The organism is Pseudoalteromonas lipolytica (assembly GCF_001306915.1).
GTDB classification, from domain to species: domain Bacteria; phylum Pseudomonadota; class Gammaproteobacteria; order Enterobacterales; family Alteromonadaceae; genus Pseudoalteromonas; species Pseudoalteromonas simplex.
The window spans coordinates 163,487-187,994 of record NZ_LJTC01000001.1 but is presented as its reverse complement, the minus strand read 5'-3'; the positions used below and the strand labels follow the sequence as shown (position 1 = coordinate 187,994).

Here is a 24,508-nt window from a genome sequence, read left to right as displayed (position 1 = left end):
AGTAAAAAAACAAATATGCGTTTTATCGCGGCTTTTTTTGCTTCTTTTATAGCCTATCAATATCAAAGCTATTGGTTAATAGCTAGACACAATTTCAGCGCGAAATAAATTTCACGCCTACGGTGAGGGGTTTTTAAAGCTGATGGCTGACGGCTGAGAGCTAAAACCGTTGGGTTTCACTCCGTTCTACCCAACCTACCAGTCAAACACAAAAAAGCCCGCGCTGTGCTATACAGGGCGGGCTTTAAAATTTTAGCGGCTTAAGCTTAGAACAAGGCGTTTGCTTTGTTTACGATGTTTTCAACAGTGAAACCAAAGTGCTTGAATAGCTCGCCTGCAGGTGCTGACTCACCGAATGTCGTCATGCCGACTACTGCACCATTTAGACCTACGTATTTGTACCAGTAGTCTGCGATGCCCGCTTCGATTGCTACGCGGCGTGTTACGCTTGCTGGTAGTACGCTTTCTTTATATGCAACGTCTTGCTCATCAAATAAATCAGTTGAAGGCATAGATACCACACGTACTTTTTTACCTTGTGAACGAAGTTCTGCAGCGGCATCTTGTGCAAGCTGTACTTCAGAACCTGTTGCAATAAGGATAAGCTCTGGTTCACCGTCACAGCTAAGTACGTAACCACCTTTTTTCACATCGGCTAACTGCTGTGCAGTACGCGTTTGTTGCTCAAGGCCTTGGCGAGTGAAAATCAGTGATGTTGGGCCGTCTTTACGCTCAATAGCTTGTTGCCATGCAATCGCAGACTCAACTTGGTCACATGGGCGCCAGTTAACTAAGTTAGGCGTTAATCGCATGCTTGCGATTTGCTCTACTGGTTGGTGCGTCGGACCATCTTCACCTAAACCAATTGAATCGTGCGTGTATACGAAGATGCTTGGCTGCTTCATTAATGCCGCCATACGTACTGCGTTACGTGCGTATTCCATGAACATTAAGAATGTAGCACCGTAAGGAATAAAGCCTTTATGTAGTGCAATACCATTCATAATCGCTGACATACCAAATTCACGTACACCGTAGAAAATGTAGTTACCGCTAGCATCGTTAGCTTCTAGGCCTTTTGAGCCATCCCAAAGTGTTAAGTTAGAACCAGCAAGGTCAGCAGAGCCACCCATGAATTCTGGTAGTAAAGGACCAAACGCGTTTAATGCATTTTGTGATGCTTTACGTGTTGCAGGGTTTGCAGGATTTGCTTGTAGCTCTTCGATGTAAGCTTGTGACTTTTCAGCCCAATCTGCCGGTAGCTCACCGTTTGTACGGCGCTTAAACTCAGCAGCAAGTTCAGGGTATGCACTTTCATAAGCTGCAAATTTTTCGTCCCAGCTTGCTTCTAGTTGCTTACCTTTTTCTTTGCCATCCCACTCGCTATAGATATCAGCTGGGATTTCGAATGCATCGCCAGTCCAACCAAGGAACTCACGAGATGCTTTAATTTCGTCTTCACCTAGTGGTGCACCGTGACAATCATGGCTACCTGATTTATTAGGTGAACCATAACCAATCACTGTTTTACAACAGATTAATGATGGCTTATCAGTAATGCTACGCGCTTCTTCGATAGCGGCGCGAATTGCATCAGGGTTATGACCATCAACATCGCTAACTACGTGCCAGCCGTATGCTTTGAAGCGCGCTGGTGTGTCATCGCTGAACCAACCTTCTACTTCACCATCAATTGAGATGCCGTTGTCATCCCAAAACGCAACTAGTTTACCTAGGCCTAATGTACCGGCTAATGAACAGGCTTCGTGTGAAATACCTTCCATTAAACAGCCATCACCCATGAATGCATACGTGAAGTGATCAACAATATCGTGGCCTTCACGGTTAAACTGTGCAGCTAGCGCTTTTTCGGCAATTGCCATGCCCACTGCATTTGTGATCCCTTGACCTAATGGACCCGTAGTAGTCTCAATACCTGGTGCATATCCATACTCTGGGTGACCCGGTGTTTTTGAGTGCATTTGACGGAAGTTTTTAATTTCCTCTAGTGGTAAGTCATAGCCACTTAAGTGCAGTAGAGAATAGATCAGCATTGAACCGTGGCCATTCGAAAGAATAAATCGATCTCGGTCTGCCCACTCTGGATTCGTTGGATTGTGCTTTAGATAATCGCGCCATAGTACTTCTGCGATATCTGCCATGCCCATAGGGGCGCCAGGGTGACCAGATTTGGCCTGTTGTACTGCGTCCATTGATAAGACGCGAATAGCATTTGCAAGTTCTTTGCGTGATGGCATGAATTCTCCTACCTTTATGTATTTGCGCTGGTTGTTTATGAAGCCCCATTCTTACTTATTGTAAGGGTACAGTGCAATTAAAAATCCGCATTAAATGCACCATTTATGGGCGTTTGTTAAGAACAATACGTTATTACTAATTTTAAATGGACGTCTAGGCGTAAAATTACTATGCAAACATATTTGTTTTAGATAAAATACGCCCCTTAATTTTTTAGCGCTATTACCGACGTTTGTGAAGCGCAATATTTGTGAGCAGAAATACAATGGCAAAACATTTATTTACTTCTGAATCTGTTTCTGAAGGTCATCCGGATAAAATCGCGGACCAAATCTCTGACGCGGTTCTAGATGCTATCTTAGAGCAAGATTCTCATGCCCGTGTTGCATGTGAGACTTACGTTAAAACTGGCATGGTGATGGTTGGTGGTGAAATCACAACTAGCGCTTGGGTTGATATCGAAGAAATCACACGTAAAACAGTACGTGAAATCGGTTACACGCACTCAGACATGGGTTTCGATGCTGACTCTTGTGCAATCCTAAACACTATCGGTAAACAATCTCCAGACATCAACCAAGGTGTTGACCGTGCTCGCCCTGAAGAGCAAGGCGCTGGTGACCAAGGTCTAATGTTCGGTTACGCATGTAATGAAACTGACGTTTTAATGCCTGCACCAATCACTTATTCGCACCGTCTAGTTCAGCGCCAAGCTGAAGTTCGTAAAAGCGGTGAGCTTAACTGGTTACGCCCAGATGCAAAATCTCAAGTAACGTTTGCATACGAAAATGGCAAGCCTGTTGGTATTGATGCAGTTGTTCTTTCAACTCAACACTGTGATTCAATCTCACAAAACGACTTAGTTGAAGCGGTAATGGAAACGATCATTAAGCCGGTTCTTCCTGCTGAGCTAATCTCAAGCGCAACTAAGTTCTTCATCAACCCAACTGGCCGTTTCGTAATCGGTGGCCCAATGGGTGACTGTGGTCTTACAGGTCGTAAAATCATCGTTGATACATACGGTGGTATGGCTCGTCACGGTGGTGGTGCTTTCTCAGGTAAAGATCCATCAAAAGTTGACCGTTCAGCGGCATATGCTGCTCGTTACGTTGCTAAAAACGTGGTTGCTGCAGGCCTTGCTGACAAATGTGAGCTACAAGTTTCTTACGCTATCGGTGTTGCAGAGCCAACATCTATCAGCATCGAGACATTTGGTACAGGTAAATTAGAAGAAGCGCGTCTAATCGAATTAGTACGTGAGCACTTCGACCTACGTCCTTACGGCTTAATCCAAATGCTTGATCTTGAGCGTCCTATCTATCAACCGACTGCGGCGTACGGTCACTTCGGTCGTGATGAGTTCCCTTGGGAGCGTACAGACAAAGCAGACGCACTTCGCGCAGCTGCTGGCCTGTAATAGGTTAGATAAAATGAAAAAAGCGCCTTTTGGCGCTTTTTTTATGAACACGAACCTAACTGACTTATTAAGTTATCTCGCGAGAACTGATTATTGGTTAATTGCTCTGTCAGTGCTTGTAGCGTTTTATAAACGCTCTTTAGCGATACCTTATTGCTCAACCAATGCGGGATTGAGCCACCCGGATCAGCATAGGCCTGATGGCTTACCAATAAATTACTTTGCTGCTCTTCTAAACGCCAATAAGCCCTGAGCTCTTTAATACGCACAACCCCAGAGACTTCTGTTTTAGCGTATGGCTGACTGATAATTTTTAGCTCTGTTTTATGTTCACCTAAGGCATGATAACAAGAGTAACTCACCAAATCGCGATCTAACACCGGCCAAGGCGAGTTAAAGTGAGTGTAAACAAGGGTTTCTGAGGGGCTTAAGCGCTCCATTAAAGTCACGCTTTTAACATTTTCGAGCCAATTGGGCGCGTTGTCGGTATCACTTAACAGCGCCATAAAGTCACTGGCCTTAGCATTTTTTACCAGCACAGAAGCATTAATTTCTATAATGCCAGTTTCGTGCTTTTTATAGCTAACCTTTATATCGTCTTGCTGTTTGTAGGTTTGCCATTCAATAGGGTTAGCCACTGCCGAGAGACTCAAACATGCTAACCCTACCCATAGGCACAAGCGCATTTATTTAAAACCAATAAGGGTCTGTATTAAATGACGCGTGGCGACTTTGCTCCATTGCACTGACCAAAAACTCTGACTTTTGATCAAGCCATGATTGAATTTTTGTTAGCTCTAAGTCGTCTTGCCCTGCACATAACTGCTTTAAGTACTCAAGGGTGCTTAACTCATAAATACCATGAGAGATATCAACCCACGGCATACGAAACTCGTTTCGATCTTCTTTATCGAACAAAGCGCCTAAGCAGTTGCCGCTGAGTAATGAGTTTTCAAGGCGGGTGCGCAGTGCCAAATAGTCTTTATCTGTAAACACTTGCTGCTCAGGAATAAGTTCGTGCATATCGTGCCAATCTTTAGCAAATAAACGCTTAGCAATATCGGCAACAGGTTTTTCAGCAGCTTGAAACTCAGTTTGCCCCCATGACTTACGCCATTGTTTTTCAATCAACCATGTTGTTAATTGTAATAATAAGCGATTGTATCGGGTGCTATGGAAAAGTTTTTCGATATCTTCAATGCTTGGCTGCAACTCTTTTAAGTCATTAATAACTTGAGTGAGCTCAGGCGCACTGTTGATTTTTTTGTAGTACGCGTGGCGCTTAGATGTGTAGGTTTTTAGCTGAATAGCATTTTCAACCCATGCTAATTCGCTTAATAACCACTTTAATTCTGTACGTAATGAGTCGGTATCGTCTTTACTAACAATATCGTCAAACAGCCAAAATGTATGGCGAATTAAACGAATACCGTCGGTGACACGCTTAAGGGTTTTTAAGCTTGGTTTTATGAAGTAGCAGGCTTCATGTTTTTGTACAAAGCGAATCGCGTAGTTAATACTTTCTACTAAGGCTTGTTCTTGGGTTGCACCACGTTTTAGTGGTACAAAACCAATTGATTTACTTGCTTTTAATGGTTTGTCATCTGCAAGACGATAACCTCGAGCAGCTTTAGAATAAAGCCCTAAGCGAACATGGCTTTCACTTACCAGTTTATCTGCCAAAGCAAACAACTCATTGCGACTACCTTCAATCAGTTCGATTTCAAGTTCAGAGATTGGCTCAACTTGGCCCGATGCCGCCACTTCACCTTTATCTAATACCACTTCAATTTTTGCGCCATTTTCGGTTTCGAGTAACCAAGTACGGCGTATAAAGTTAGTGCTAAAAATTGGGTATAGGTTTTCTGCGATGGCAGGCACTTGCATACCATGCGGCCAAATAGCAGCATCAAATGCAAGTAAATCAGGGCGGTTACCTGACAGTGGCAAATTGTATTCAGGGCGCTGATGTAAGCCACCAACCACTTCGCCGGCAAGCTTGATGGTTTGCTCACACTCACCATCACAACAGCGAGTACGAAGGCCAATATCTAAAGCACGTAATTCTCGGCTTGGCGTATCGTAATAAGCATTTTGTAAGTTGCGTGACGGTTTATTGGTAACGGTTTTTGCAAATTGGGTAATTAATGCGGGGATCAGTGGAACAACGGCATCTGACACCAAAAACTTCAGTTCTATCTCAGTATCCATTCGCTTTGCGGAGTACATTTAAAATAAATAAGTGATCAAAATAAACAAAGCAGACTGTTAATGCAAATTTTTTCCTGTTTTTTGCGGTTAAGCCCACGCACGGATTACAATATCAGCCTTGCTATTAATAGTTGAAATCCCTACTATCTCTATACATAAAGAAATTATAAATTTAGCCACTTCTAGGCAAGATCACATTAACAAGGTAGATTGATGTTAAAACAGTGTATTTTTGGGTTGCTCCTTGCGGCCACCTCTTTTATTAGCTACGCAGAAGAAGCACCAAGCAGCGACAGCCAAAACACCGCCTACATAGTCGATAACCTGTACACCTTTATGCACTCAGGTCCAAGCAAAAACTACCGCATTTTAGGTTCAGTCGATGCAGGCACACAAATAGTGTTATTGTCGGGTGAAGATAATGGCTACTTTAAAATTCGTGATGATAAAGATCGTGAAGGTTGGGTAGAGTCAAAATTTGTTACTGAAAACGCAGGTATTCAACAACAGTTTCAAGCGCTGAATAACGACATGACGGTAATGCAAGAACAGCTTCGTCAAGCTGAAATTGAACTACCACAACTACAAGAGCAGAACAAATCACTAACAGAGCAAAACCTAGCGCTTAGCAAGCAAATTGAAGCACTTAAAAGTACCATTGAGTCTGAGCGTAACGCTAAGCAAACAGCCAGTGCCAAAGAGAAACGTCAGTTATTAACTTATGGCGGCGCAATTGCGTTCATCGGCTTACTACTTGGTATTATCCTAACCGTGGTGTTATCTCGTCGTAAACGTTACGACGGCTGGGCATAAACCTCCTCCCCATTTTGACAAAAATAAACCCTGCATTTTGCAGGGTTTATTTTTTTAAACTTATCCACTTTTTACTCAAGAGCATTTTTGTCTAAGAGTATTAAACACTTCTTGCTTTAACACTAAAAACCCCTCTTTGTAACCTAAGATAAGTAATAACAATATCAAGCCTCCAGGCAATAGCACTGCAATAAGCAGAGGGCCTAAGATAAAGCTATAAAAGCAAATACCAGGTACGAATAATACATAACCAATTAAGCGTTTTAATTTATTCATAGTGCAACCATCCATTTAATTGAGCGCGCTCATTTTAATATTGAGCACGCTCAATTTACAACACCTTTGATTGAGTTTTTTTTTATTTCTGGTTAAATAGCATAAAAATTGGAGTGTTCAGTGACCAAAAAAGAGCAAACAAAACAACAGATACTTACAGCCTCATGGCAGCTTTTTTCAGAGCTCGGTTACCACCAGACCAGCACACGAGATATTGCAAGAGCAGCTAATGTCGCCAATGGCACAGTATTTAGTCACTTTGCGACTAAAGTTGAGATTCTTAAATACAGTTTTGAGAGTGAACTAGAAGATATTCTAAGCCGCGCTAAACACTCAGATTCGAGTACTACAGCGACAGATAGAATGTACCATTACGCTTGTTTTCTTTATGAGTTTTACCTCGCAAAAAAGGAGTTTAGCCGAGAGTTATTTAAAGAAATTATGTGGCAACAGAACGAGCTTGAACCGCAGCTTAAAGCATTCAAAAAGCGCCTGATCAATGACAATGAAGCAACCGCTTTAGATGCAGATATCATTATTGACATTTATTTTATGACGCTCATGGAAGGGCTTAATCAGGAAGACAGTTCTGTCGATTCGATGCTGGCAACACTCAAAGCAAAACTATCAAAAATTAATATCAATTAGGTTAGTTGTATAAACTGTAGCGCCGTTCGTTCAGTGCGACAGAAAGATAGGAAACCACTCGGTTTCCTTACGTTAAATATCGAATCTAAGGCCTGTGTCCTGTTTTATTTTTTCGATCACCATATAGGTGTGATGCGTACCCACTCCGGGAATATCTACTAAATCACCCAGTACTTGGCGATACTCATCCATATCTGAGACCCGTACTTTTAATAGGTAGTCATAGCCACCAGCGACCATGTCGCATTCAACCACTTGTGGAATATTCAATATATATTCGCGAAACACTTTAAATACTGATGTATTCGAGGTCACCAACGAGACCTGTACATGTGCTAACAAGCTCTGGTTAAGTTTAGCTTCGCTAAGCTTTGCGTAATAGCCTTCGATGTAGCCTTCTTGCTCTAAACGTTTTACACGATCTAGACACGGGCTTGGGCTCAGATTTACCTGTTTTGCGAGGTTTACGTTCGATATTCTGCCATTTTTTTGCAGAGCGTCTAAAATTGCTAAATCGATGCGATCTAACATGCGTAATCTATTCGGACTGGTCATAACAGAATTTTATGCGGCTAAGTTAACGGTATGCCCTGTAAATTATCGTAAATCGAAAAATTTAACCAGCATATTCTGCTGGATTTTAATTAGAATGCACGAATTATATCAATGGTAAGAAATGCAATAAGTTCATTTCTAGACTCCACATACCAGAGGGTTACATATGCTATTTAATGGCGATTTGACAACTGAATGTCCAATTAGACAAAAGATCCGTGATTTCTACCGTATTGACGAAAATGCGGTTATTGATCATATTTTGCCTTTGGCTGAAGTAGGCGTGAAAGCGCGTAGCCGAGCGTGGGAACGTGCTCGTCAAATGGTTTTAAATATCCGTCGCGATCAGGATGGTCAAAGCGGTGTAGATGCATTACTAAATGAATTCTCACTTTCGAGTGAAGAAGGCGTTGTATTAATGTGTCTTGCAGAAGCACTATTACGTGTTCCAGATAAAGCAACGCAAGAGTCACTAATTCGTGACAAACTTGCTAAAGGTGACTGGAGCTCGCATTTAGGTAGCAGCGATTCTTTATTTGTAAACGCCTCTTCTTGGGGTCTGTTAGTAACCGGTAAAATGGTTAACTACAGCGACAAATCAAAAGAGCAGCAATTCGGTGTTCTTAAAAAAACAATTGGTCGTTTAGGTGAGCCTGTTATTCGTAAATCTGTGAACTTCGCGATGAAGATCATGGGTAAGCAATTCGTTATGGGTCGTACTATCAACGAAGCGATTGAACGTGCAGCCGATAAAGAGCAAAAAGGCTACGTATACTCATACGATATGCTAGGTGAAGGCGCACGCACAATGAAAGATGCAGAGCGTTACTTCAACAGCTACATGACAGCTATCCACGCAATTGGTAAAGCAGCAAATGGCCGTGGTCCAATCAAGAGCCCTGGTATCTCAGTTAAAATTTCTGCGATTCACCCACGCTATGAGTTCACACATCGTGAACGTGTTATTGCTGAAATCGTACCTAAGTTAAAAGAACTTGCGCTTGCAGCGAAAAGCTACGATATCGGCTTTACTGTTGATGCTGAAGAAGCTGACCGCTTAGATATCTCTTTAGATGTTATTGAAGCGGTATTCAGTGATGACGATTTAGGTAACTGGAACGGCTTTGGTTTAGCAGTTCAAGCATACCAAAAACGCGCTATTTTTGTGGTTGAATGGGTTGCAGAGCTAGCTCGTCGCGTTGGTCGTAAACTAATGGTTCGTCTTGTAAAAGGCGCATACTGGGATACAGAAATCAAAACCACTCAACAAGATGGTTTAGATCACTACCCGGTATTCACGCGTAAAGCGACCACAGACGTTTCTTACAAAGCCTGTGCTATTAAACTACTTGAAGCACGTGATGTATTGTACCCGCAATTTGCTACACACAACGCCTACACTGCGGCAACTATTTTAGAAGTTGCAAAGGGTGACAACGAAGGTTTTGAATTCCAACGCCTACACGGTATGGGTGAGTCGTTATTCGACCAAATCGTAAGCCAAGAAAAAATTCAATGTCGTGTTTACGCGCCTGTAGGTCAACATGAAGACTTACTTGCCTACTTAGTACGTCGCTTATTAGAAAACGGTGCTAACTCATCATTCGTAAATGCGATTGTTGATACCACTAAGCCTGTTGAATCACTGTTACCTGACCCTGTAGAAACACTGCAAGGTTTACGTAACAAGTACAACACGCAAATTAAGATGCCAATTGATTTATACGGTGAAGAACGTGCTAACTCAAAAGGCATGGACTTAACTGATATCAATGTAATCACACCATTTAAAGAAAACCTTGATACCTGGTTTGCTGAGCACCGCATTGAATTAAGCGATGTACCAGAAGGCTCTCTTCCGGTGAAGAACCCTGCGAATCACAAAGAAATCATTGGTCATGTGAAGCTACAATCTTCAGACGAAATGACTGCACTTTTAGAAAATGCAGAAAAAGCATTTGAGTCATGGTCACAAACGCCAGTAAAAGAGCGCGCAAACCTATTACGCCGCGTTGCTGATATCTTAGAGCGTCACCACGATGAGTTAGTGGCACTGTGTATCAAAGAAGCGGGTAAAGTAACTCAAGATGGCATCGATGAAGTTCGTGAAGCAGTGGATTTCTGCCGCTACTACGCTGCACGCGCAGAGGAACTTTCTGAAGACGAGCGTTTTGAAGCACGTGGTGTGATCTTATGTATCAGCCCATGGAACTTCCCACTTGCAATCTTCCTAGGTCAAGTTGCTGCGGCAATCGTGACAGGTAACACAGTTATTGCTAAACCTGCTGAGCAAACAAGCTTAATTGCACTTCGTACCATTGAACTTATGCTATCTGTTGGTTTACCTGAGCACGTTGTACAACCTGTTATTGCTCGTGGTAGCGAAGTAGGTAAAACCATCGTTCCTGATGAGCGTATTCAAGCTGTTATGTTCACAGGTTCTACAGAAACTGGTACTGTTATTTCGCAAACATTGGCTGCGCGTAATGATATTCAAGTACCGCTTATTGCTGAAACGGGTGGTCAAAACTGTATGATCGTTGATTCAACCGCTCTACCAGAGCAAGTTGTTGATGATGTGATCAGTTCAGGTTTCCAAAGTGCTGGTCAACGCTGTTCTGCACTACGTGTATTATTCTTACAAGAAGACGTTGCCGATGGCATCATTGAGATGCTCAAAGGCGCTTTAAAAGAACTTCACGTTGGCGACCCTTCATTACTTTCAACTGATATCGGCCCGGTTATCGACGAAAAAGCACTTAAAAACTTAAGTGACCACGTTGAATACTTAAAAGGTAATGCAACACTTCACTATGAGTGTGCTATTCCTGATAACAGTGAAAATGGTGCTTACTTCTTTGCGCCTCGTTTATACGAAATCAAAGATTTATCTGTACTTAAGCGCGAAGTATTTGGTCCTTGTGTACATATCATCCGCTTTAAAGGCACAGAGCTTGATAACGTGATTGACCAAATCAATGGCACGGGCTTTGGCTTAACGATGGGTGTGCATTCACGTATCGAAGAGCGCTGTGAGTACCTAGCGAAAATGTCACGTGCGGGTAACGTTTACATCAACCGTAATATGATCGGTGCGATTGTTGGCGTACAACCTTTCGGTGGCCGTGGTTTATCTGGTACTGGTCCTAAAGCGGGTGGCCCTAACTACCTACAACGTCTAGTGAAAGAAAAAGCATCACCAGATAACGTACAAATGACTAACCTAACACCTGATGAGTTAGATACTCACCACTATTCAGGTGCAGCTGAGCAAGTTGCTAAGCTAATGGATAACTCATTACGCGATGAGAAGATCTGGCGTGCGACACCACTAAATGACCGAGTTTCTGCTGTACGTCAATTACTTGCAAAAGTAGCGACTGTAGAAATTATTGACGAGCTTGCCGATGACTTAGCATTAACGCTAGCTGATGCACGTGCGCAACTTAACCGTCTTGAAAAACACATGCGTAAGCACACTGTGTTGCCTGGGCCAACGGGTGAGTCAAACACACTTCACTTAGAGCCTCGTGGTTGTGTGGTTTGTTATGCAGATAAGAGTACGTCATTTAACTTCTGGGCAATTTCGGTTATCACAGCACTTGCTGCTGGTAACACGGTAATCACGGTTGCTTCTGAGTTATTCTTTGACGAAGCGGTTGCATTCAGAGACAAGTTTATCTCTACAGGTATCGCTGAAGGTGTATTCCAAGTTGCTAAACCTAATCAGTTACAAGCTATCTTAGCGCACCCTCACCTTGCAGGTGCGGTTGTTGCAGCTCGTTCATCACGTTTAGGCTACTTTAGCCAGCAGCTAGCACAACGTAAAGGTGCAATCCTGCCAGTGATCAGCTCTGAGTACTACGACACGCTAATCAAGCGCTTACTGACTGAGAAAACAATCAGCGTTGATACAACCGCATCAGGTGGTAACACATCACTAATGACCTTGGTTGAAGACGACGAGTAAGTTGTATTGCAATAACTAAATGAGAAAGCCCTCGCTAGTCGAGGGCTTTTTGTTTACAGCCATAAAAACCCCTCCTTTTTACTATTATTATTTACTGATACACGAACTTTCTGCTAATTTTATATTATTGTAGTCGTTTAGAAGTAAAGGTCTTGAAAACACTTCCTATCAATCAACTTAAGCCGGGCATGTTTGTACAGAGCGTGACAAAACAAACAGGCAAGATCCGTATAAAAAACCAAGGTTGGGTTAAAACACAGGGAAGTATAGACAAGCTGATCAAAGCTGGCATATTAGAAATTGCGATCGATCCAGACAAAACACTGACCTTAGACAGTGACAATAAAGTGGTTGAGCAGCAACACAATCCGCAACCAGTAGGAGACGCTGCCGCTTTCGATCCTTGGCACACCACTCACAGTGTGTCAGCAGAAATGACTAAAGCCAATAACTTATATAACGAAGCAAGATCATTACAAAGTAAAGCCTTTGACGATATTCGTAATGGCAACAAAATTGATATTGCCCCTTTTCAAGAGCTCGCGACTGGATTTATTGACTCGGTTTTTCGTAACCAAGATGCGCTTGCTTGTATCACCCGTATGCGTGACAAAGATACTTATCTACTTGAACATTCAATCAATGTTTCGATTTTAATTAGTATCTTTGCTAAACACTTAGGTATCGAAAAAACCATTATTGAGGAGCTTGCGACCGGTGCTTTACTGCACGATATTGGAAAAATAAATATTCCCGATGAAATACTCAATAAACCCGGAAAATTAACCGATGCCGAATACCAAACTATTCAAGACCATGCTCGTTTTAGTAAAGAAATTTTAGAACAAGCAGGCTTGAGCGGAATTGCTGTTGATATAGCAGGCTTCCATCACGAACGCTTAGACGGCAGTGGCTACCCATTTGGTAAAAGTGCTGAAGAGATTAGCTTGTACGTACGTATGGCTTCGATTGTTGATGTTTATGATGCATTAACCGCAGAGCGGGTCTATAAAGCTGGTATGGAGCCAATTAAGGCATTTAAGATACTCAAAGATGGCTGCCCCGATAGCTTTGACGGAGACCTAGTCACTAAGTTTATTCAGTGCATCGGTGTTCACCCTGTCGGCACCTTAGTGAAACTTGAAAGCCAAAAATTAGGTGTGGTCACTCACAGTAACCCTACTAGCCCTTTAAAACCTCAAGTTAAAGTGTTCTATAACGCTAAACATGCACGCTATACCGAAATACAGGATATAAACTTAGCAAATAGTCGCTGTCACGACAGTTTAGAAGCCGCCGTCAGGCCGACTGAGTTCAACATCGACCTGATCCGCTTTTTTAAGAACTCAATTTTACCTTAATCCCTTAAGCTCAGGACTGGCTATTCAGGCCAGTCTTGTAATGCTTTTAAGGTAAACTCATAGCCATCGTAACTTAATAAGCTCTGCTCTGGGGTAATTTCAATTACTGATAACACGCCGATGTTATCGCCTTCATATAACTCACGACCATTTAACTTAATCCAGCGCTTCGATGTTTCTGAAGCATAAATGTGAGCTTGATATTTTATGGTAGGAATAAGGCTTTGTAATGCATCTGGCAAAAGCTCAATAGGCTCTGCATAAGACGTGTTTTTAGTGCTACGGGTAATATCAACACTATGTTTGTTATCAACATCTTCAACTGCTTTAGCAAAGGCATCTTTCAATGTATCTGGCACATCTCTTAATTCATCATTTGTTGATGGTTGAGAAGCCGGTTGACTTGGCTGACCATCAAGCGGCTTGCCTAGCACCTTATATTTACTTAAATCAATGCCATTACTGCTCATTTGCTGCGGATTGATTTGCTGCATTGGCTGCGAAAACTGTGGCTGTGATTGATACACTGGCTGATTTTGATACATTGCTTGCTGCTGGTACTGAGGCTGAACTTGATAACCTTGATTAGCATACACAGGGGCTGAATTGACAGGTACTTGCACCCACTGAAATTGCTGACCTTGCACTGGAGTCTGCTGCATCATTTGTTGCGGTACAGATTGATGCACTTGCCCTTGTGGCATGGCAGGTGATTGCCCTGAGTTATTGGTCACTTGCGGGGTTTGGCTTTGTGCTACTTGCTGTTGCATCGTTGGTTGTTGTGTTTCAGGGTTTGCCTCAACTTCAGTCGCAACGCTTTCTGCGGCTTCATTACTGTTATTAACAACCTTTGGCTGCTCAGCAACTTTAGTTTGCTGTAACCATTTACCAATCGAAAAACCTGCCATAAGGGTTAATATCGCCGCCAGTAATAGGCCAAATGAAAAGGCCAAACGGCGATAGCGCGTTAATTCTTGCTGTTGTTTGAGCGCAAGAGCGGCTTGGTCATGATCTACAGCAGTTTGTGCATGCTGATCAGACTGTTTAATTGCATCTAATAATAAGGACATAAATGAACACTCGTTATATTAGGTAGGATAAACCAATACCCATTCCTAATACGGCTAAAAATGAAACTGGGTAAAGCCAAACATAACTCGGCTCTTTATTTGTTACTGTTGCAACAGGGGTACTGGTTGGAGGAAGAGCCTCAGCAGCAGAGACCATTACAAGCTCACTGTCAATACTTAGCTTTTGCTGTGAAAATGCACCAACGAGGCACCGCTCACACAACAAATTGATTAATCTCGGCACCCCTTGAGTAACCTGATAAATCGCTTTTAACGCATCCCCTGAGAACAAGGCTTGCTCTGTCCCCGCTTTAAATAAACGATGCTTAACATAGGCAAACACCTGCCCTTCAGTAAGTGGCAATAAGTGATAACGAGCCGTAATGCGCTGGGCAAGCTGCCTTAATTCAGTGCGTTTTAATAACTCTTGCAGTTCAGGTTGCCCTACTAACACAATTTGCAGTAGCTTTTTATGATCTGTTTCGATATTGGTTAACAGGCGCAATTGCTCTAGCACATCAGGAGCGAGTAATTGAGCTTCATCAATAATTAAAATGGTATGACCGCCCGCTTGATTATTTGCCTCAAGGTGCTTTTTAATCACATCAGTAAGCGTCTTCAGAGTCGCATTCGCGCTGTCATACTCAATCTTTAATTCGTCACAAATACTGGCAAGCAGCTCAAGCTGTGACAAAGCTGGGTTATGAATTTGTGCCACTTGCGTGTTTTCAGGTAACTGCTCTTGCAGGCTTCTTGTTAGTGTTGTTTTACCTGTACCCACTTCGCCTGTTAATAATACGAAGCCTCCCGCTTCACCTAATCCATAGGTAAGGTGCGCTAATGCCTCTTTGTGGCGCTCACTAAGAAATAAATACTCAGGATTTGGGGCAATCGAAAAGGGTTTTTCTGACAAGCCAAAATAGCTTAAATACACCGTGTTATTCCTTGCGTTTAAAATCACGGTCTATAATGGCAAAAAACATCGCTACTTAAAACCTTGTTTACATTTTATTGGTTAAATAACGTAAAATAGCGAAAAGGTAAAATTATAGGTGTTTTATGCAGGTTTATTTAGTCGGTGGCGCAGTCAGAGACGCCCTACTTGGTCGTGACGTTAAAGAACGCGACTATGTGGTAGTTGGTGCCACGCCAGAACAACTGATCAGCCAAGGTTATCAACAAGTTGGTAAAGATTTTCCGGTATTTTTACACCCACAAAGTAAAGAAGAATATGCGCTGGCGCGCACCGAGCGAAAACAAGGTCAAGGTTACACTGGCTTCATTTGTGATTTCGCGCCGGATGTCACATTAGAGCAAGACTTAGTTCGTCGAGATCTCACCGTAAACGCCATAGCACAAGCCCAAGATGGCAGCTTAGTTGACCCATTTTCTGGCCAGCAGGATCTTGAAAATCGTGTCTTACGCCATGTCTCAGATGCCTTTAGTGAAGACCCTCTACGCATATTGCGAGTAGCCCGCTTTGCTGCTCGTTATCATTACCTAGGTTTTACTATTGCGCCAGAAACCCAGTCACTATTGACCGAGATGGTTAAAGCCGGTGAACTGAACACGCTAACTGCTGAACGCGTTTGGTTAGAATGCGAAAAATCCCTCAGTGATGGCGCATTTAGCGAGTTTCTAAATGTACTTGCCAGCATCCATGGCCTGTATGTAATTAGCCCTGAGCTTGAAAGTAAATGGTGTGATGAGCTTTACCGTACCTTACAAGCTCGATTTGCCTATGCGAATGAACAACAAATTAGTGACACTGCGTTATTATTCAGCCAAGTTACCTTAGCGCTTTCAAGCAATGAGATAAAAGCGATAGCTAGCAACATACGCTTACCTAATGAAGTGCGCGATTTAGCGCTGTTTAGCCAAACTCATCAAACAAGTTTAAGTGCAGAAAAGCCGACTAGCGAGACCGTTTTTGCTTGCTTTAATCAACTTGATTTATGGCGTCGCCCTGAACGTTTTGAGCAAGTACTCAAAACATTAGAAGTTAGTCACCAACAGCCTGTAGTTTGTTATGACTCTCTCAAAAACGCAGCCACGCAAGCACGAGCAGTCAGCCCGCAACAGTTTATTGCACAAGGTATTAAAGGCGCAGAAATAAAAACCGCGCTTGAGCAAGCGCGGTTAGAGATTATTAAAGGCTACTTTTCGTAGCGCACTAAACGCAAATAAACATCGGACGTTTTTGCGTGAAGACTGTTGATGCCTTTATCAAACTGGTACACCCAAGCTAGATCAGTACGACTGATCCCTGAAGTGCTACTCCAATAGTTTTGCAGCTTAGTCGATAAAAATGCGTTTTCGTTGATACTAGGCTGCACACAACTATGCTCTAAAATACTGGCTAACTCTTTAACATTTGGCACATGCCAATCGCTGTAATCAGCAAAGGTTGCATTTTCAGCCCCGCGTAAAGCTTCGCCCCAAGTAAGCTGCTGACTATTACCTTCACACGTATCCGTTTCAGCGTTGTAGCTTTGACCAAACGTACAACGTTGCCACATTAGACCTGTTTCGCTGTCGCTCACTGTGCCATCTTCGTTAATAACAAAGCGGCTATCAGGAGTCGTTTCGTTGACAGCGCTATAACATACTTGCGCAGCGGCATAACCCGATTGTAGAGCAATAACAGTAAGTGCTGTAATTAATGGTAACTTTCGCATATTACTCTCCTGGCGTTCTAACTAAGCGCACAAAGGCGGTGTTACTTTTCGGATACGCTAAATCATTAGCACTACTCATATCGATAATATAAGCTTGCGATAAACTTGTACCGTCTGCCGCGGTTTGCGAAGTCCAATAAGGCATAAATGAACTGCTACCAGTGCTTAACTGAGTATCACTTGGTTGATTTGGGAAGAAAACACTGTTAAGTAACGTAGACTCACCTTGCTTGGCATAATCTAATAACCCTAATAATTCCGTGTAAGTTGGCACACGCCAGTTTGTACCACCGCAAAAGTCGCTGCTGTTCACATCATTAATGTAAGTTTGTAGGCCACAGTCACTGGTGCTTGGACAGGTAGAGCCCGCAGCCCCTTGTATACTACCCGTTTGCACACCGCTTGAACCATTTAAATACCAAGTATAATGATTTGATGCTGCACGCTCGGAGGTTGCCGGTGGCAATGTTGAACTGGCTTCTTTTACTTCCCAAATAAGCCCAGTTACATTATCGCGTACGCAACTAAAGCTAGTCGCATCATCTGGAAGTTCGTCAGCAAACTCATTCATCTTAGTAAAATCAAATGCCAAATCACCTAGGCCGACTTTATCGAGCTGATTTGCGACGCTGTCACGACCTATATCTGCGTCTTGGCTTGGGAAGTCTTCGCTGTCACAGTTAATTTTTTGCGAATTGTTGTAGCAATCACTCATCCCGGTATCGTTAATTAACCCCAGTGGTTTTGGGCTAATATCAATAATCACTGTATCTGTGTCGCTACGCGATTTACTGTCTGTCACGGTAACTTCAAAACTAAGCTCTGAATCGGTATCAACATCAGGGGCTACAAACGTGGTGATACATTGGTTCTGGTTTGCCAAGGTCACGGTTTCGCCTGTTAATTGCTGCCAAAAACATGATTTTGTTGCCGTCACAATTTCACTATTGCTGGCATCAAGGGTTACGGTATCAAACTCGATAACCTGCTGATCAACCCCTGCATCAGCAATAATTACCTCAACCGTTTTGTTTAAGGTGAACGACGCCTCAGTACTTGCTGAGCCACCTTCATCATCCGTAACAGTTAAACGCCATGTCATCGCTGTGTTTGATTCAAGTAGTGGGTGAGTAAAGCTAATGGTTTGGTTGTTGTAGTTGTCAGCCGTTAAATCAGGGCCATCAAGTTGAGTCCATAAGTAACTGTCAACTGTACCGTTTTCATCTATATCAGCAGATTCTTCGCCACTTAATGTGATCACATCATTATATTTTGACGGTAACTCTTCTGGCGCAGTTTGGGTGATCACTGCAACTGGCAGTTGATTATTCGAGGTAATAAAAATACTGACCTGATCGGAAACAAGTTGCCCATCGTCGGTTTGGTAATTTACTTTTAAAACAAGTTCTGAGTTAAGTTTAATATCAGGAGCTGTAATGGTTTGTTCAGCACCTTCGGCAGGAAAACCTTCTACTGCGGGGCCACTGACACGCTCCCAGGTAAAGATACCATCTGCAGGAGAGCCTTTAGCTGAGACAGTAAATTCACTTTTTTCGATAATTTGTTGATCTGAACCAGCATTAACTGTCGCTGCGATTGTATTCGAATCACTCGAACCGCCACCACCACAAGCTGTTAATGTTGTTAATGCTATTAGGCTAAGAGGCACTAATCTCATGAATACCACCTTAAAATACAAAGCCGGCAATAACCGGCTGCCAAATAAACTAACAACTAGCAATTAAAATGCCAAACTTGGGGTTATAAATAACTTTCTTGGTGGATACGTACGAAGAGCTTGGTGCCTATTTTACTGTAATCTACTTTGTATTCTCTGCCATCTAGGGCTTGGATAAACAACAAACGTTTTTCTTCTGCAAATACATCTGGGCTTGATACATACACCATTTCTAAATAACGCTCTTTAGCCTCGCGACGATTTTTTGGCAGGTCTTCTTTAAACGGCTCTAAACCATTTTGAGTAACTTTAATGCGCGGATGGTTCTCACCATTCACAACCACTAAATCGAGTTTCTTATCTTTATGTATAATTGTGTTTCGACCGCTTTTAATAAAAGAACGTTCTTGACTCATAGTCTTTTCCTACTACATAACTGCCGCCTATAGCTTACTTTTCTGTAAGCGAGTCTCTAAAAACTCTTTAGGGTTCAGTTTCCAACGATTCAAATCAGCACTGAATTGCCAAATATCAACATCAAGAACATTGGCAGGTAATAGTAAATCGTATCCTGTCAACTGCCTTAAATGTTGCGTACGATTGGCAAACATGGCAATCAATCCTTTATAAATCTGACCACTAGGGGCCGTGTAGTCCGTCTCTTCTATTAACCATTCTGATGGGCAATCACCATTTTTGCAATGCTTTTGAATGACTTGCATAAATAAATGACGTTGCTCGATAAGTAATCGTCCGGCAATTCTTGGGTGAATCTGTGTTAAAAATTCATCTATGTTATTGAGTTTAATACCAACTGCATTTAACTCAAGGTATTCTAAGCCCTGTTCCACTTTTGGTATACCACTATGATGAAAATTAGCACGATTTAACTGCCAATTCCCAATCTTATGATGATAAATAAGCAAATTCTGAGTAAAAGTTAAGCTAAAGTATGGTTCTTGAGTTTTTAAAAAGCCAATAAAAATTGCCGCTATGCAGGTTGTGGCTAAAAAAATCTCTACAATGCTAATTTCACCGGGTCTCAATAAATTAACCAGCATAATAATGATTAACCCAATTCCGCCAACAATTAAAAACTCACTGCCATGGCGAGATGATTGAGCACGCACTTTTAGTGAAGGAAGATTTTTATCCATAAACAGAGAAGTAAAAAATAAACATCACAATTGTGACCAATATTATTTTTCTGAGCGTTAAACAATAATTACACTTTGGTGCTTTACTCATTCTAAACCTTTCTTAATTTGTCACAATAAAGGAACAAATTAGCATAACTTTTCACTTTTACGCTAAATGCACAAATTTATGAGATACCTGACATACGTGGCACGTACTAATTTTGTACACTACACTCAACTAAATTTCTGGTAACACGACGATGTACTCTACACAATCTGGTAAGGCACTATTCCCTTTTATTATTACCCTTTTTCTAGGGTTATGCATTTACTTATACCTTCCTTCGAGCCAAGGTGAGCAGAGCAACTTCTCAGGCGCTGCAACTCAAGTAACAGCTCACACTGTCATATCTGAAGAAAATGCTGTGCTCATTGAAGCAATAGGTAGTGCTCGTGCTAACCAAGCGATCTATATTCGCAGTGCGCAAAACGATTATGTTACCGATATATTTTTCAATGATGGCGACTTAGTCAGTAAAGGTCAAAAACTGGTTCAGTTACAGTCTCAAGAAGAAGAATTAGCAGTTAAAGAGCTAAGCATTAATTTACGCGAAGAGCGCCGTCAACTTGATCGTCTCACTGAACTATCGCGCTCACAATCAACGGCTAAATCTTTACTAGAAGAGCAGCTTTCACGTGTTGATGCAACCGAGGCGCAGCTTGAGAGCGCCAAAACCAAGCTGGCAGAAATGACAATTAAAGCACCGTTTTCTGGCTTACTTGGCAAGCGCGAGATTTCAATTGGTACTTATGTTAGCAATACTACAAACATCACCACCCTTGATGATATCAGTATCATTAAAGTCGACTTTAAAGTGCCAGAAAAATACCTAGCGCAGTTACAACTGGGTATGAAAGTGATGACGCAAAATGATGCTTACCCAGAAAAAATCTTCAACGGTAAAGTGACCCACATTAGCTCGCGTATCGATTCAGTCACTCGTAGCGTTGAAGTGACAGCAAGCTTTATCAATGAAAAAGGCCTATTACGCCCAGGCATGCTGTTAAATACAGCATTAGAGTTAAGCTCAAACCAAGCGCTAATGGTACCAGAGAAAGCCGTCATTCCTCAGCAAGACAAACACTACGTGTTCCAAATTGAAGATGGCGTTGCTAACAAAGTTGAAGTACATGTAGCGGGTCGTCACAATGGCTGGGTAGCTATTGATAAAGGTCTTGAAAATGGTCAGCAAGTCGTGACTGAAGGCATCATTAAGATCCGTACTGGCAGCAAAGTAAGTATCAAAGGCTAAACCATGAAAATTACTGATACTAGCGTTAAACGCCCGGTCTTTGCGATCGTAATAAACCTGTTGTTACTTACCTTTGGTTTGGTGGCATTTTCTATGCTCCCCCTGCGTGAATACCCAGATATTGAAACACCGATTGTTAGTGTGAGCACTGATTACACCGGCGCCAGCGCAGAGATTATTGAAACTAAAATCACCCAAGTACTCGAAAACCGCATTTCGGGTATCGAAGGCATTAAAAGTATTAACTCGTCGAGCCGAAATGGCCGCTCAAACATCACCATTGAGTTTAATATCAGCCGCGATATTGATGCCGCATCAAACGATGTACGCGAACGTGTAGCTCGTGCCCTTGATAGCTTACCTGAGCAAGTTCGCCCACCAGAGGTCTCTAAATCAAACAGTGATGAAAGCCCAATTGCCTGGTTCGTACTAAACAGTACTACCATGGATTCATTGCAGTTATCTGATTACGCACAGCGCTTTATTGTTGACCGATTAGCCGTTGTTGATGGTGTCTCTAACGTACGCGTGGGTGGCGAGCGTAAATACGCCATGAAAATCTGGTTAAACCGTAAAGCGATGGCAGCACGCGGTATTACCAGTAGCGATATTGAAAACACCTTACGCACTGAAAACGTTGAATTACCCGCCGGTGAAATCGAATCTATCGACCGTGATTTTACAGTACGTACCGCGCGTAGTTATAAAGATCAGCGAGATTTTAGAAACTTAGTGATCAAACGTGGTGATGATGGCTATTTAGTACGTTTAGGTGAAGTGGCCGATGTTCACCTAGAAGCTGCTGACGACGAAAGCTTATTCCGTGGTAATGGCCGTAATATGATTGGTTTGGGTATCGTCAAGCAAGCCAAAGCCAATACCCTAACAGTGGTTGATAATGCCCGCGCAGAGCTTGAAAAAATTAAGCGTAACCTGCCAGAAGGCACCACCATTCAAGACAGCTATGACTCATCTATTTTCATCAAAGAGTCTATTGATGAAGTATATAGAACCCTTGGGATTTCAATGGCGCTGGTTGTATTGGTTATTTACCTATTCTTAGGCAATATTCGCGCAACCCTAGTGCCTGCTGTAACCGTACCAGTGGCGTTAGTGGGTAGCTTTATGTTCTTGCTCGCTATGGGTTACTCAATCAACTTGTTAACTCTTCTGGCACTCGTGCTTGCTATCGGTTTAGTAGTGGATGATGCGATTGTAATGCTTGAGAATATTCACCGCCGTATAGAGCTGGGTGAACCACCACTGCTTGCTGCATTTCGTGGTGCCCGTGAAGTTGGCTTTGCGATTATTGCCACCACCCTCGTACTGATTGCGGTGTTCGTGCCGCTAGTGTTTATGGATGGCCGTATTGGTGCCCTATTCACGGAATTTGCGATGGCAGTAAGCGCCGCAGTGTTCTTCTCTAGTATTACAGCATTAACACTTTCTCCAGCGCTTTGCTCTAAAGTATTGAAAGCTTCAGAAAAAGAAAGCAAGTTTAGCCAGTGGATGGATAGAACCTTTAACAAAATCGAAAACGCCTATCGTAACTCGCTGGCTTCAAATATGAGCCGTAAATGGAGCTTGCTACTGACTATGATTTTGGCTGGTGTTGCCAGCTTTATGCTGTTTCAAAAAGTGCCTTCAGAGCTTACGCCAAAAGAAGACCGCGGTACTTTCTTTATCATGATGAGTGGTCCTGAGGGCGCAAGTTATGAAAATAACGCTGCAAACATGGCAAAAATTGAAGAACGTTTAATGCCTTACTCTGAATCTGGTGAATTAAGCCGAGTGCTTGTTCGTGTACCTGGCTGGGGCGGCCAAGGTGGTGTTGCTATCATTGGTATGGCCGACTGGGATAAGCGTAAGCGCTCAACATGGGAAGTAATGGACGAAATCAGCGGCAAAATGACTGAAGTGACCGATGTGCGTGCATTTGCAATTATGCGCCGTGGTATTGGTGGCGGTGGTTCATCTCGCCCGATTGAATTTGTACTGCAAGGTAACGATTACGACCAACTAGCCGATTGGCGAGACCGTATTATTAAGCGTGCTGAGAAAAACCCAGGCTTGGTAAGAATCGATCACGATTACAAAGAAACGTTCCCGCAGTTTTTAATCAATATTGATAAAAACAAAGCCGCTGATTTAGGGGTTTCTGTATCGGATGTGGGCCGCACACTCGAAACCATGTTAGGCCAACGCCGCGTAACGACCTTTATCGACCGTGGTGAAGAATACGATGTGATTTTAAAAGGCACCAAAGAAGACTTTGCTAATCCGACTGATATCTCAAATATCTATTTAAAATCACGCAGTGGCGAATTAGTACCGCTTGATAGCTTAATTAGCTTAAAAGAAGAAGCCACAGCATCGCGTTTAAACCGTTATAACCGTATGCGCGCAATTACGTTAAGTGCGAACTTAGCAGATGGTTATACCCTAGAAGAAGCGCTTAACTTCTTAAATCAAGTTGCAGCAGAAGAAAACGACATCGACGGTGCAATCGACTACAAGGGTGAATCGCAGCTGTTCTATGAAGGCGCATCGGCAATGACCTATGTATTCATTCTGGCACTGACAGTCACCTTTTTGGTACTTGCAGCCCAGTTTGAAAGCTTTATTCACCCATTTGTGATCATGCTTACTGTACCACTTGGTTTAGTGGGTGCATTATTTGGTTTGTGGTACACCGGGCTTACTCTGAATATTTACAGCCAAATTGGTATCGTAATGCTGATAGGTTTAAGTGCGAAAAACGGTATCTTGATTGTTGAGTTCGCCAACCAACTGCGCGATAAAGGCGTTGAGTTTAACGAAGCGATTAGCCAAGCTGCTACGCAGCGTTTACGCCCAATTATTATGACCTCATTGACCACAGTAATGAGCTCGGTACCGCTGGTTCTTGCAAGTGGCCCAGGTGCAGAAAGCCGCATGGTAATTGGTGTGGTGGTGTTTACTGGTGTTATTGTTGCAACCTTACTTACCTTATTCGTGGTACCTGCAGCATACAGTGCACTTGCTCGAAATACTCAGTCGCCTGAGTACTTACAAAGCAAGTTAGAACAGCAAGCAAAAGACAAGCCGTTAGAAGAAATTTAAAACGCACTTTATTGATAC

General features: G+C 42.6%; 19 protein-coding genes. 8 read left to right on the top strand and 11 right to left on the bottom strand.

The features are described 5' to 3' along the window. Positions 1–266: 266 nt before the first annotated feature. The gene (gene tkt / locus AOG27_RS00865) at positions 267–2,258 is read right to left on the bottom strand and encodes a transketolase (RefSeq protein WP_054551126.1); all 1,992 of its coding nucleotides are present in this window, start codon (positions 2,256–2,258) and stop codon (positions 267–269) included. Positions 2,259–2,524: 266 nt separating this feature from the next. Here tkt and metK point away from each other — a divergent pair, with 266 nt between their 5' ends. After that, positions 2,525–3,676, top strand: a complete 1,152-nt coding sequence (metK, locus tag AOG27_RS00860) for a methionine adenosyltransferase (protein WP_054551125.1) — start codon at positions 2,525–2,527, stop codon at positions 3,674–3,676. Positions 3,677–3,717: 41 nt separating this feature from the next. Here metK and AOG27_RS00855 read toward each other — a convergent pair whose 3' ends face one another. Further along, positions 3,718–4,329, bottom strand: a complete 612-nt coding sequence (locus AOG27_RS00855) for an START domain-containing protein (protein WP_161804334.1) — start codon at positions 4,327–4,329, stop codon at positions 3,718–3,720. Between the two features lie 37 nt (positions 4,330–4,366). Continuing rightward, positions 4,367–5,887 carry a CYTH and CHAD domain-containing protein gene (locus AOG27_RS00850; protein ID WP_054551123.1) on the bottom strand — a complete coding sequence of 507 codons (1,521 nt, stop codon included), beginning with the start codon at positions 5,885–5,887 and terminating at the stop codon, positions 4,367–4,369. Between the two features lie 213 nt (positions 5,888–6,100). On the opposite strand from AOG27_RS00850, the gene AOG27_RS00845 reads away from it, so the two are divergent. Next, positions 6,101–6,700, top strand: a complete 600-nt coding sequence (locus AOG27_RS00845) for a TIGR04211 family SH3 domain-containing protein (protein ID WP_054551122.1) — start codon at positions 6,101–6,103, stop codon at positions 6,698–6,700. Positions 6,701–6,775: 75 nt separating this feature from the next. On the opposite strand, the gene AOG27_RS00840 is transcribed toward AOG27_RS00845, so the two are convergent. After that, the gene (locus AOG27_RS00840; protein WP_054551121.1) at positions 6,776–6,976 is read right to left on the bottom strand and encodes a hypothetical protein; all 201 of its coding nucleotides are present in this window, start codon (positions 6,974–6,976) and stop codon (positions 6,776–6,778) included. Positions 6,977–7,096: 120 nt separating this feature from the next. On the opposite strand from AOG27_RS00840, the gene AOG27_RS00835 reads away from it, so the two are divergent. Continuing rightward, positions 7,097–7,624 (top strand): TetR/AcrR family transcriptional regulator, encoded by a 528-nt coding sequence (locus tag AOG27_RS00835; protein WP_054551120.1) that lies wholly within the window; start codon positions 7,097–7,099, stop codon positions 7,622–7,624. Between the two features lie 72 nt (positions 7,625–7,696). Here the strand turns inward: AOG27_RS00835 and AOG27_RS00830 are convergent, their stop codons facing one another. After that, a complete protein-coding gene (locus tag AOG27_RS00830; protein WP_054551119.1) occupies positions 7,697–8,179 on the bottom strand; it encodes a winged helix-turn-helix transcriptional regulator in 483 nt (160 codons plus the stop codon). Between the two features lie 166 nt (positions 8,180–8,345). Here AOG27_RS00830 and putA point away from each other — a divergent pair, with 166 nt between their 5' ends. Both putA and AOG27_RS00820 read left to right on the top strand, forming a co-directional pair. Continuing rightward, a complete protein-coding gene (gene putA / locus AOG27_RS00825) occupies positions 8,346–12,149 on the top strand; it encodes a bifunctional proline dehydrogenase/L-glutamate gamma-semialdehyde dehydrogenase PutA (protein WP_054551118.1) in 3,804 nt (1,267 codons plus the stop codon). Between the two features lie 152 nt (positions 12,150–12,301). Further along, on the top strand, positions 12,302–13,510 hold the full coding sequence (locus tag AOG27_RS00820) for an HD-GYP domain-containing protein (protein WP_054551117.1): 1,209 nt from the start codon (positions 12,302–12,304) through the stop codon (positions 13,508–13,510). Positions 13,511–13,530: 20 nt separating this feature from the next. Here AOG27_RS00820 and AOG27_RS00815 read toward each other — a convergent pair whose 3' ends face one another. Beyond that, positions 13,531–14,580 (bottom strand): general secretion pathway protein GspB, encoded by a 1,050-nt coding sequence (locus AOG27_RS00815; RefSeq protein WP_054551116.1) that lies wholly within the window; start codon positions 14,578–14,580, stop codon positions 13,531–13,533. A 13-nt stretch (positions 14,581–14,593) separates the two neighbouring features. Further along, the gene (locus AOG27_RS00810; protein WP_054551115.1) at positions 14,594–15,514 is read right to left on the bottom strand and encodes an ExeA family protein; all 921 of its coding nucleotides are present in this window, start codon (positions 15,512–15,514) and stop codon (positions 14,594–14,596) included. Positions 15,515–15,639: 125 nt separating this feature from the next. On the opposite strand from AOG27_RS00810, the gene AOG27_RS00805 reads away from it, so the two are divergent. After that, a complete protein-coding gene (locus tag AOG27_RS00805; RefSeq protein ID WP_054551114.1) occupies positions 15,640–16,749 on the top strand; it encodes a tRNA nucleotidyltransferase in 1,110 nt (369 codons plus the stop codon). Here AOG27_RS00805 and AOG27_RS00800 read toward each other — a convergent pair. The 4 genes from AOG27_RS00800 to AOG27_RS00785 all read right to left on the bottom strand — a co-directional run bounded on the left by AOG27_RS00800 (position 16,737) and on the right by AOG27_RS00785 (position 20,093). Next, positions 16,737–17,258: a DUF1566 domain-containing protein gene (locus AOG27_RS00800; protein WP_054551113.1), complete on the bottom strand. Its 522-nt coding sequence runs from the start codon at positions 17,256–17,258 to the stop codon at positions 16,737–16,739. The two genes, AOG27_RS00805 and AOG27_RS00800, sit on opposite strands and share 13 nt — an antisense overlap. Position 17,259: 1 nt before the next feature. After that, on the bottom strand, positions 17,260–18,936 hold the full coding sequence (locus AOG27_RS00795) for a DUF1566 domain-containing protein (protein ID WP_054551112.1): 1,677 nt from the start codon (positions 18,934–18,936) through the stop codon (positions 17,260–17,262). An 83-nt stretch (positions 18,937–19,019) separates the two neighbouring features. Next, positions 19,020–19,352: a hypothetical protein gene (locus AOG27_RS00790; RefSeq protein WP_054551111.1), complete on the bottom strand. Its 333-nt coding sequence runs from the start codon at positions 19,350–19,352 to the stop codon at positions 19,020–19,022. 27 nt (positions 19,353–19,379) lie between these two features. Next, positions 19,380–20,093, bottom strand: coding sequence for a DUF2982 domain-containing protein (locus AOG27_RS00785; RefSeq protein ID WP_054551110.1), 714 nt, complete (start codon positions 20,091–20,093; stop codon positions 19,380–19,382). 242 nt (positions 20,094–20,335) lie between these two features. Here AOG27_RS00785 and AOG27_RS00780 point away from each other — a divergent pair, with 242 nt between their 5' ends. Further along, complete coding sequence (locus AOG27_RS00780) at positions 20,336–21,388, top strand: efflux RND transporter periplasmic adaptor subunit (RefSeq protein ID WP_054551109.1); 1,053 nt, start codon at positions 20,336–20,338, stop codon at positions 21,386–21,388. Positions 21,389–21,391: 3 nt separating this feature from the next. Next, the gene (locus AOG27_RS00775; RefSeq protein WP_054551108.1) at positions 21,392–24,490 is read left to right on the top strand and encodes an efflux RND transporter permease subunit; all 3,099 of its coding nucleotides are present in this window, start codon (positions 21,392–21,394) and stop codon (positions 24,488–24,490) included. Positions 24,491–24,508 lie beyond the last annotated feature (18 nt).

Bases quoted from the DNA above. Each gene is read 5' to 3' on its own strand.
- tkt (WP_054551126.1), bottom strand. From the start codon at position 2,258: ATGCCATCACGCAAAGAACTTGCAAATGCTATTCGCGTCTTATCAATG.
- metK (WP_054551125.1), top strand. From the start codon at position 2,525: ATGGCAAAACATTTATTTACTTCTGAATCTGTTTCTGAAGGTCATCCG.
- AOG27_RS00850 (WP_054551123.1), bottom strand. From the start codon at position 5,887: ATGGATACTGAGATAGAACTGAAGTTTTTGGTGTCAGATGCCGTTGTT.
- AOG27_RS00845 (WP_054551122.1), top strand. From the start codon at position 6,101: ATGTTAAAACAGTGTATTTTTGGGTTGCTCCTTGCGGCCACCTCTTTT.
- AOG27_RS00840 (WP_054551121.1), bottom strand. From the start codon at position 6,976: ATGAATAAATTAAAACGCTTAATTGGTTATGTATTATTCGTACCTGGT.
- AOG27_RS00830 (WP_054551119.1), bottom strand. From the start codon at position 8,179: ATGACCAGTCCGAATAGATTACGCATGTTAGATCGCATCGATTTAGCA.
- putA (WP_054551118.1), top strand. From the start codon at position 8,346: ATGCTATTTAATGGCGATTTGACAACTGAATGTCCAATTAGACAAAAG.
- AOG27_RS00815 (WP_054551116.1), bottom strand. From the start codon at position 14,580: ATGTCCTTATTATTAGATGCAATTAAACAGTCTGATCAGCATGCACAA.
- AOG27_RS00805 (WP_054551114.1), top strand. From the start codon at position 15,640: ATGCAGGTTTATTTAGTCGGTGGCGCAGTCAGAGACGCCCTACTTGGT.
- AOG27_RS00800 (WP_054551113.1), bottom strand. From the start codon at position 17,258: ATGCGAAAGTTACCATTAATTACAGCACTTACTGTTATTGCTCTACAA.
- AOG27_RS00795 (WP_054551112.1), bottom strand. From the start codon at position 18,936: ATGAGATTAGTGCCTCTTAGCCTAATAGCATTAACAACATTAACAGCT.
- AOG27_RS00790 (WP_054551111.1), bottom strand. From the start codon at position 19,352: ATGAGTCAAGAACGTTCTTTTATTAAAAGCGGTCGAAACACAATTATA.
- AOG27_RS00785 (WP_054551110.1), bottom strand. From the start codon at position 20,093: ATGGATAAAAATCTTCCTTCACTAAAAGTGCGTGCTCAATCATCTCGC.
- AOG27_RS00780 (WP_054551109.1), top strand. From the start codon at position 20,336: ATGTACTCTACACAATCTGGTAAGGCACTATTCCCTTTTATTATTACC.
- AOG27_RS00775 (WP_054551108.1), top strand. From the start codon at position 21,392: ATGAAAATTACTGATACTAGCGTTAAACGCCCGGTCTTTGCGATCGTA.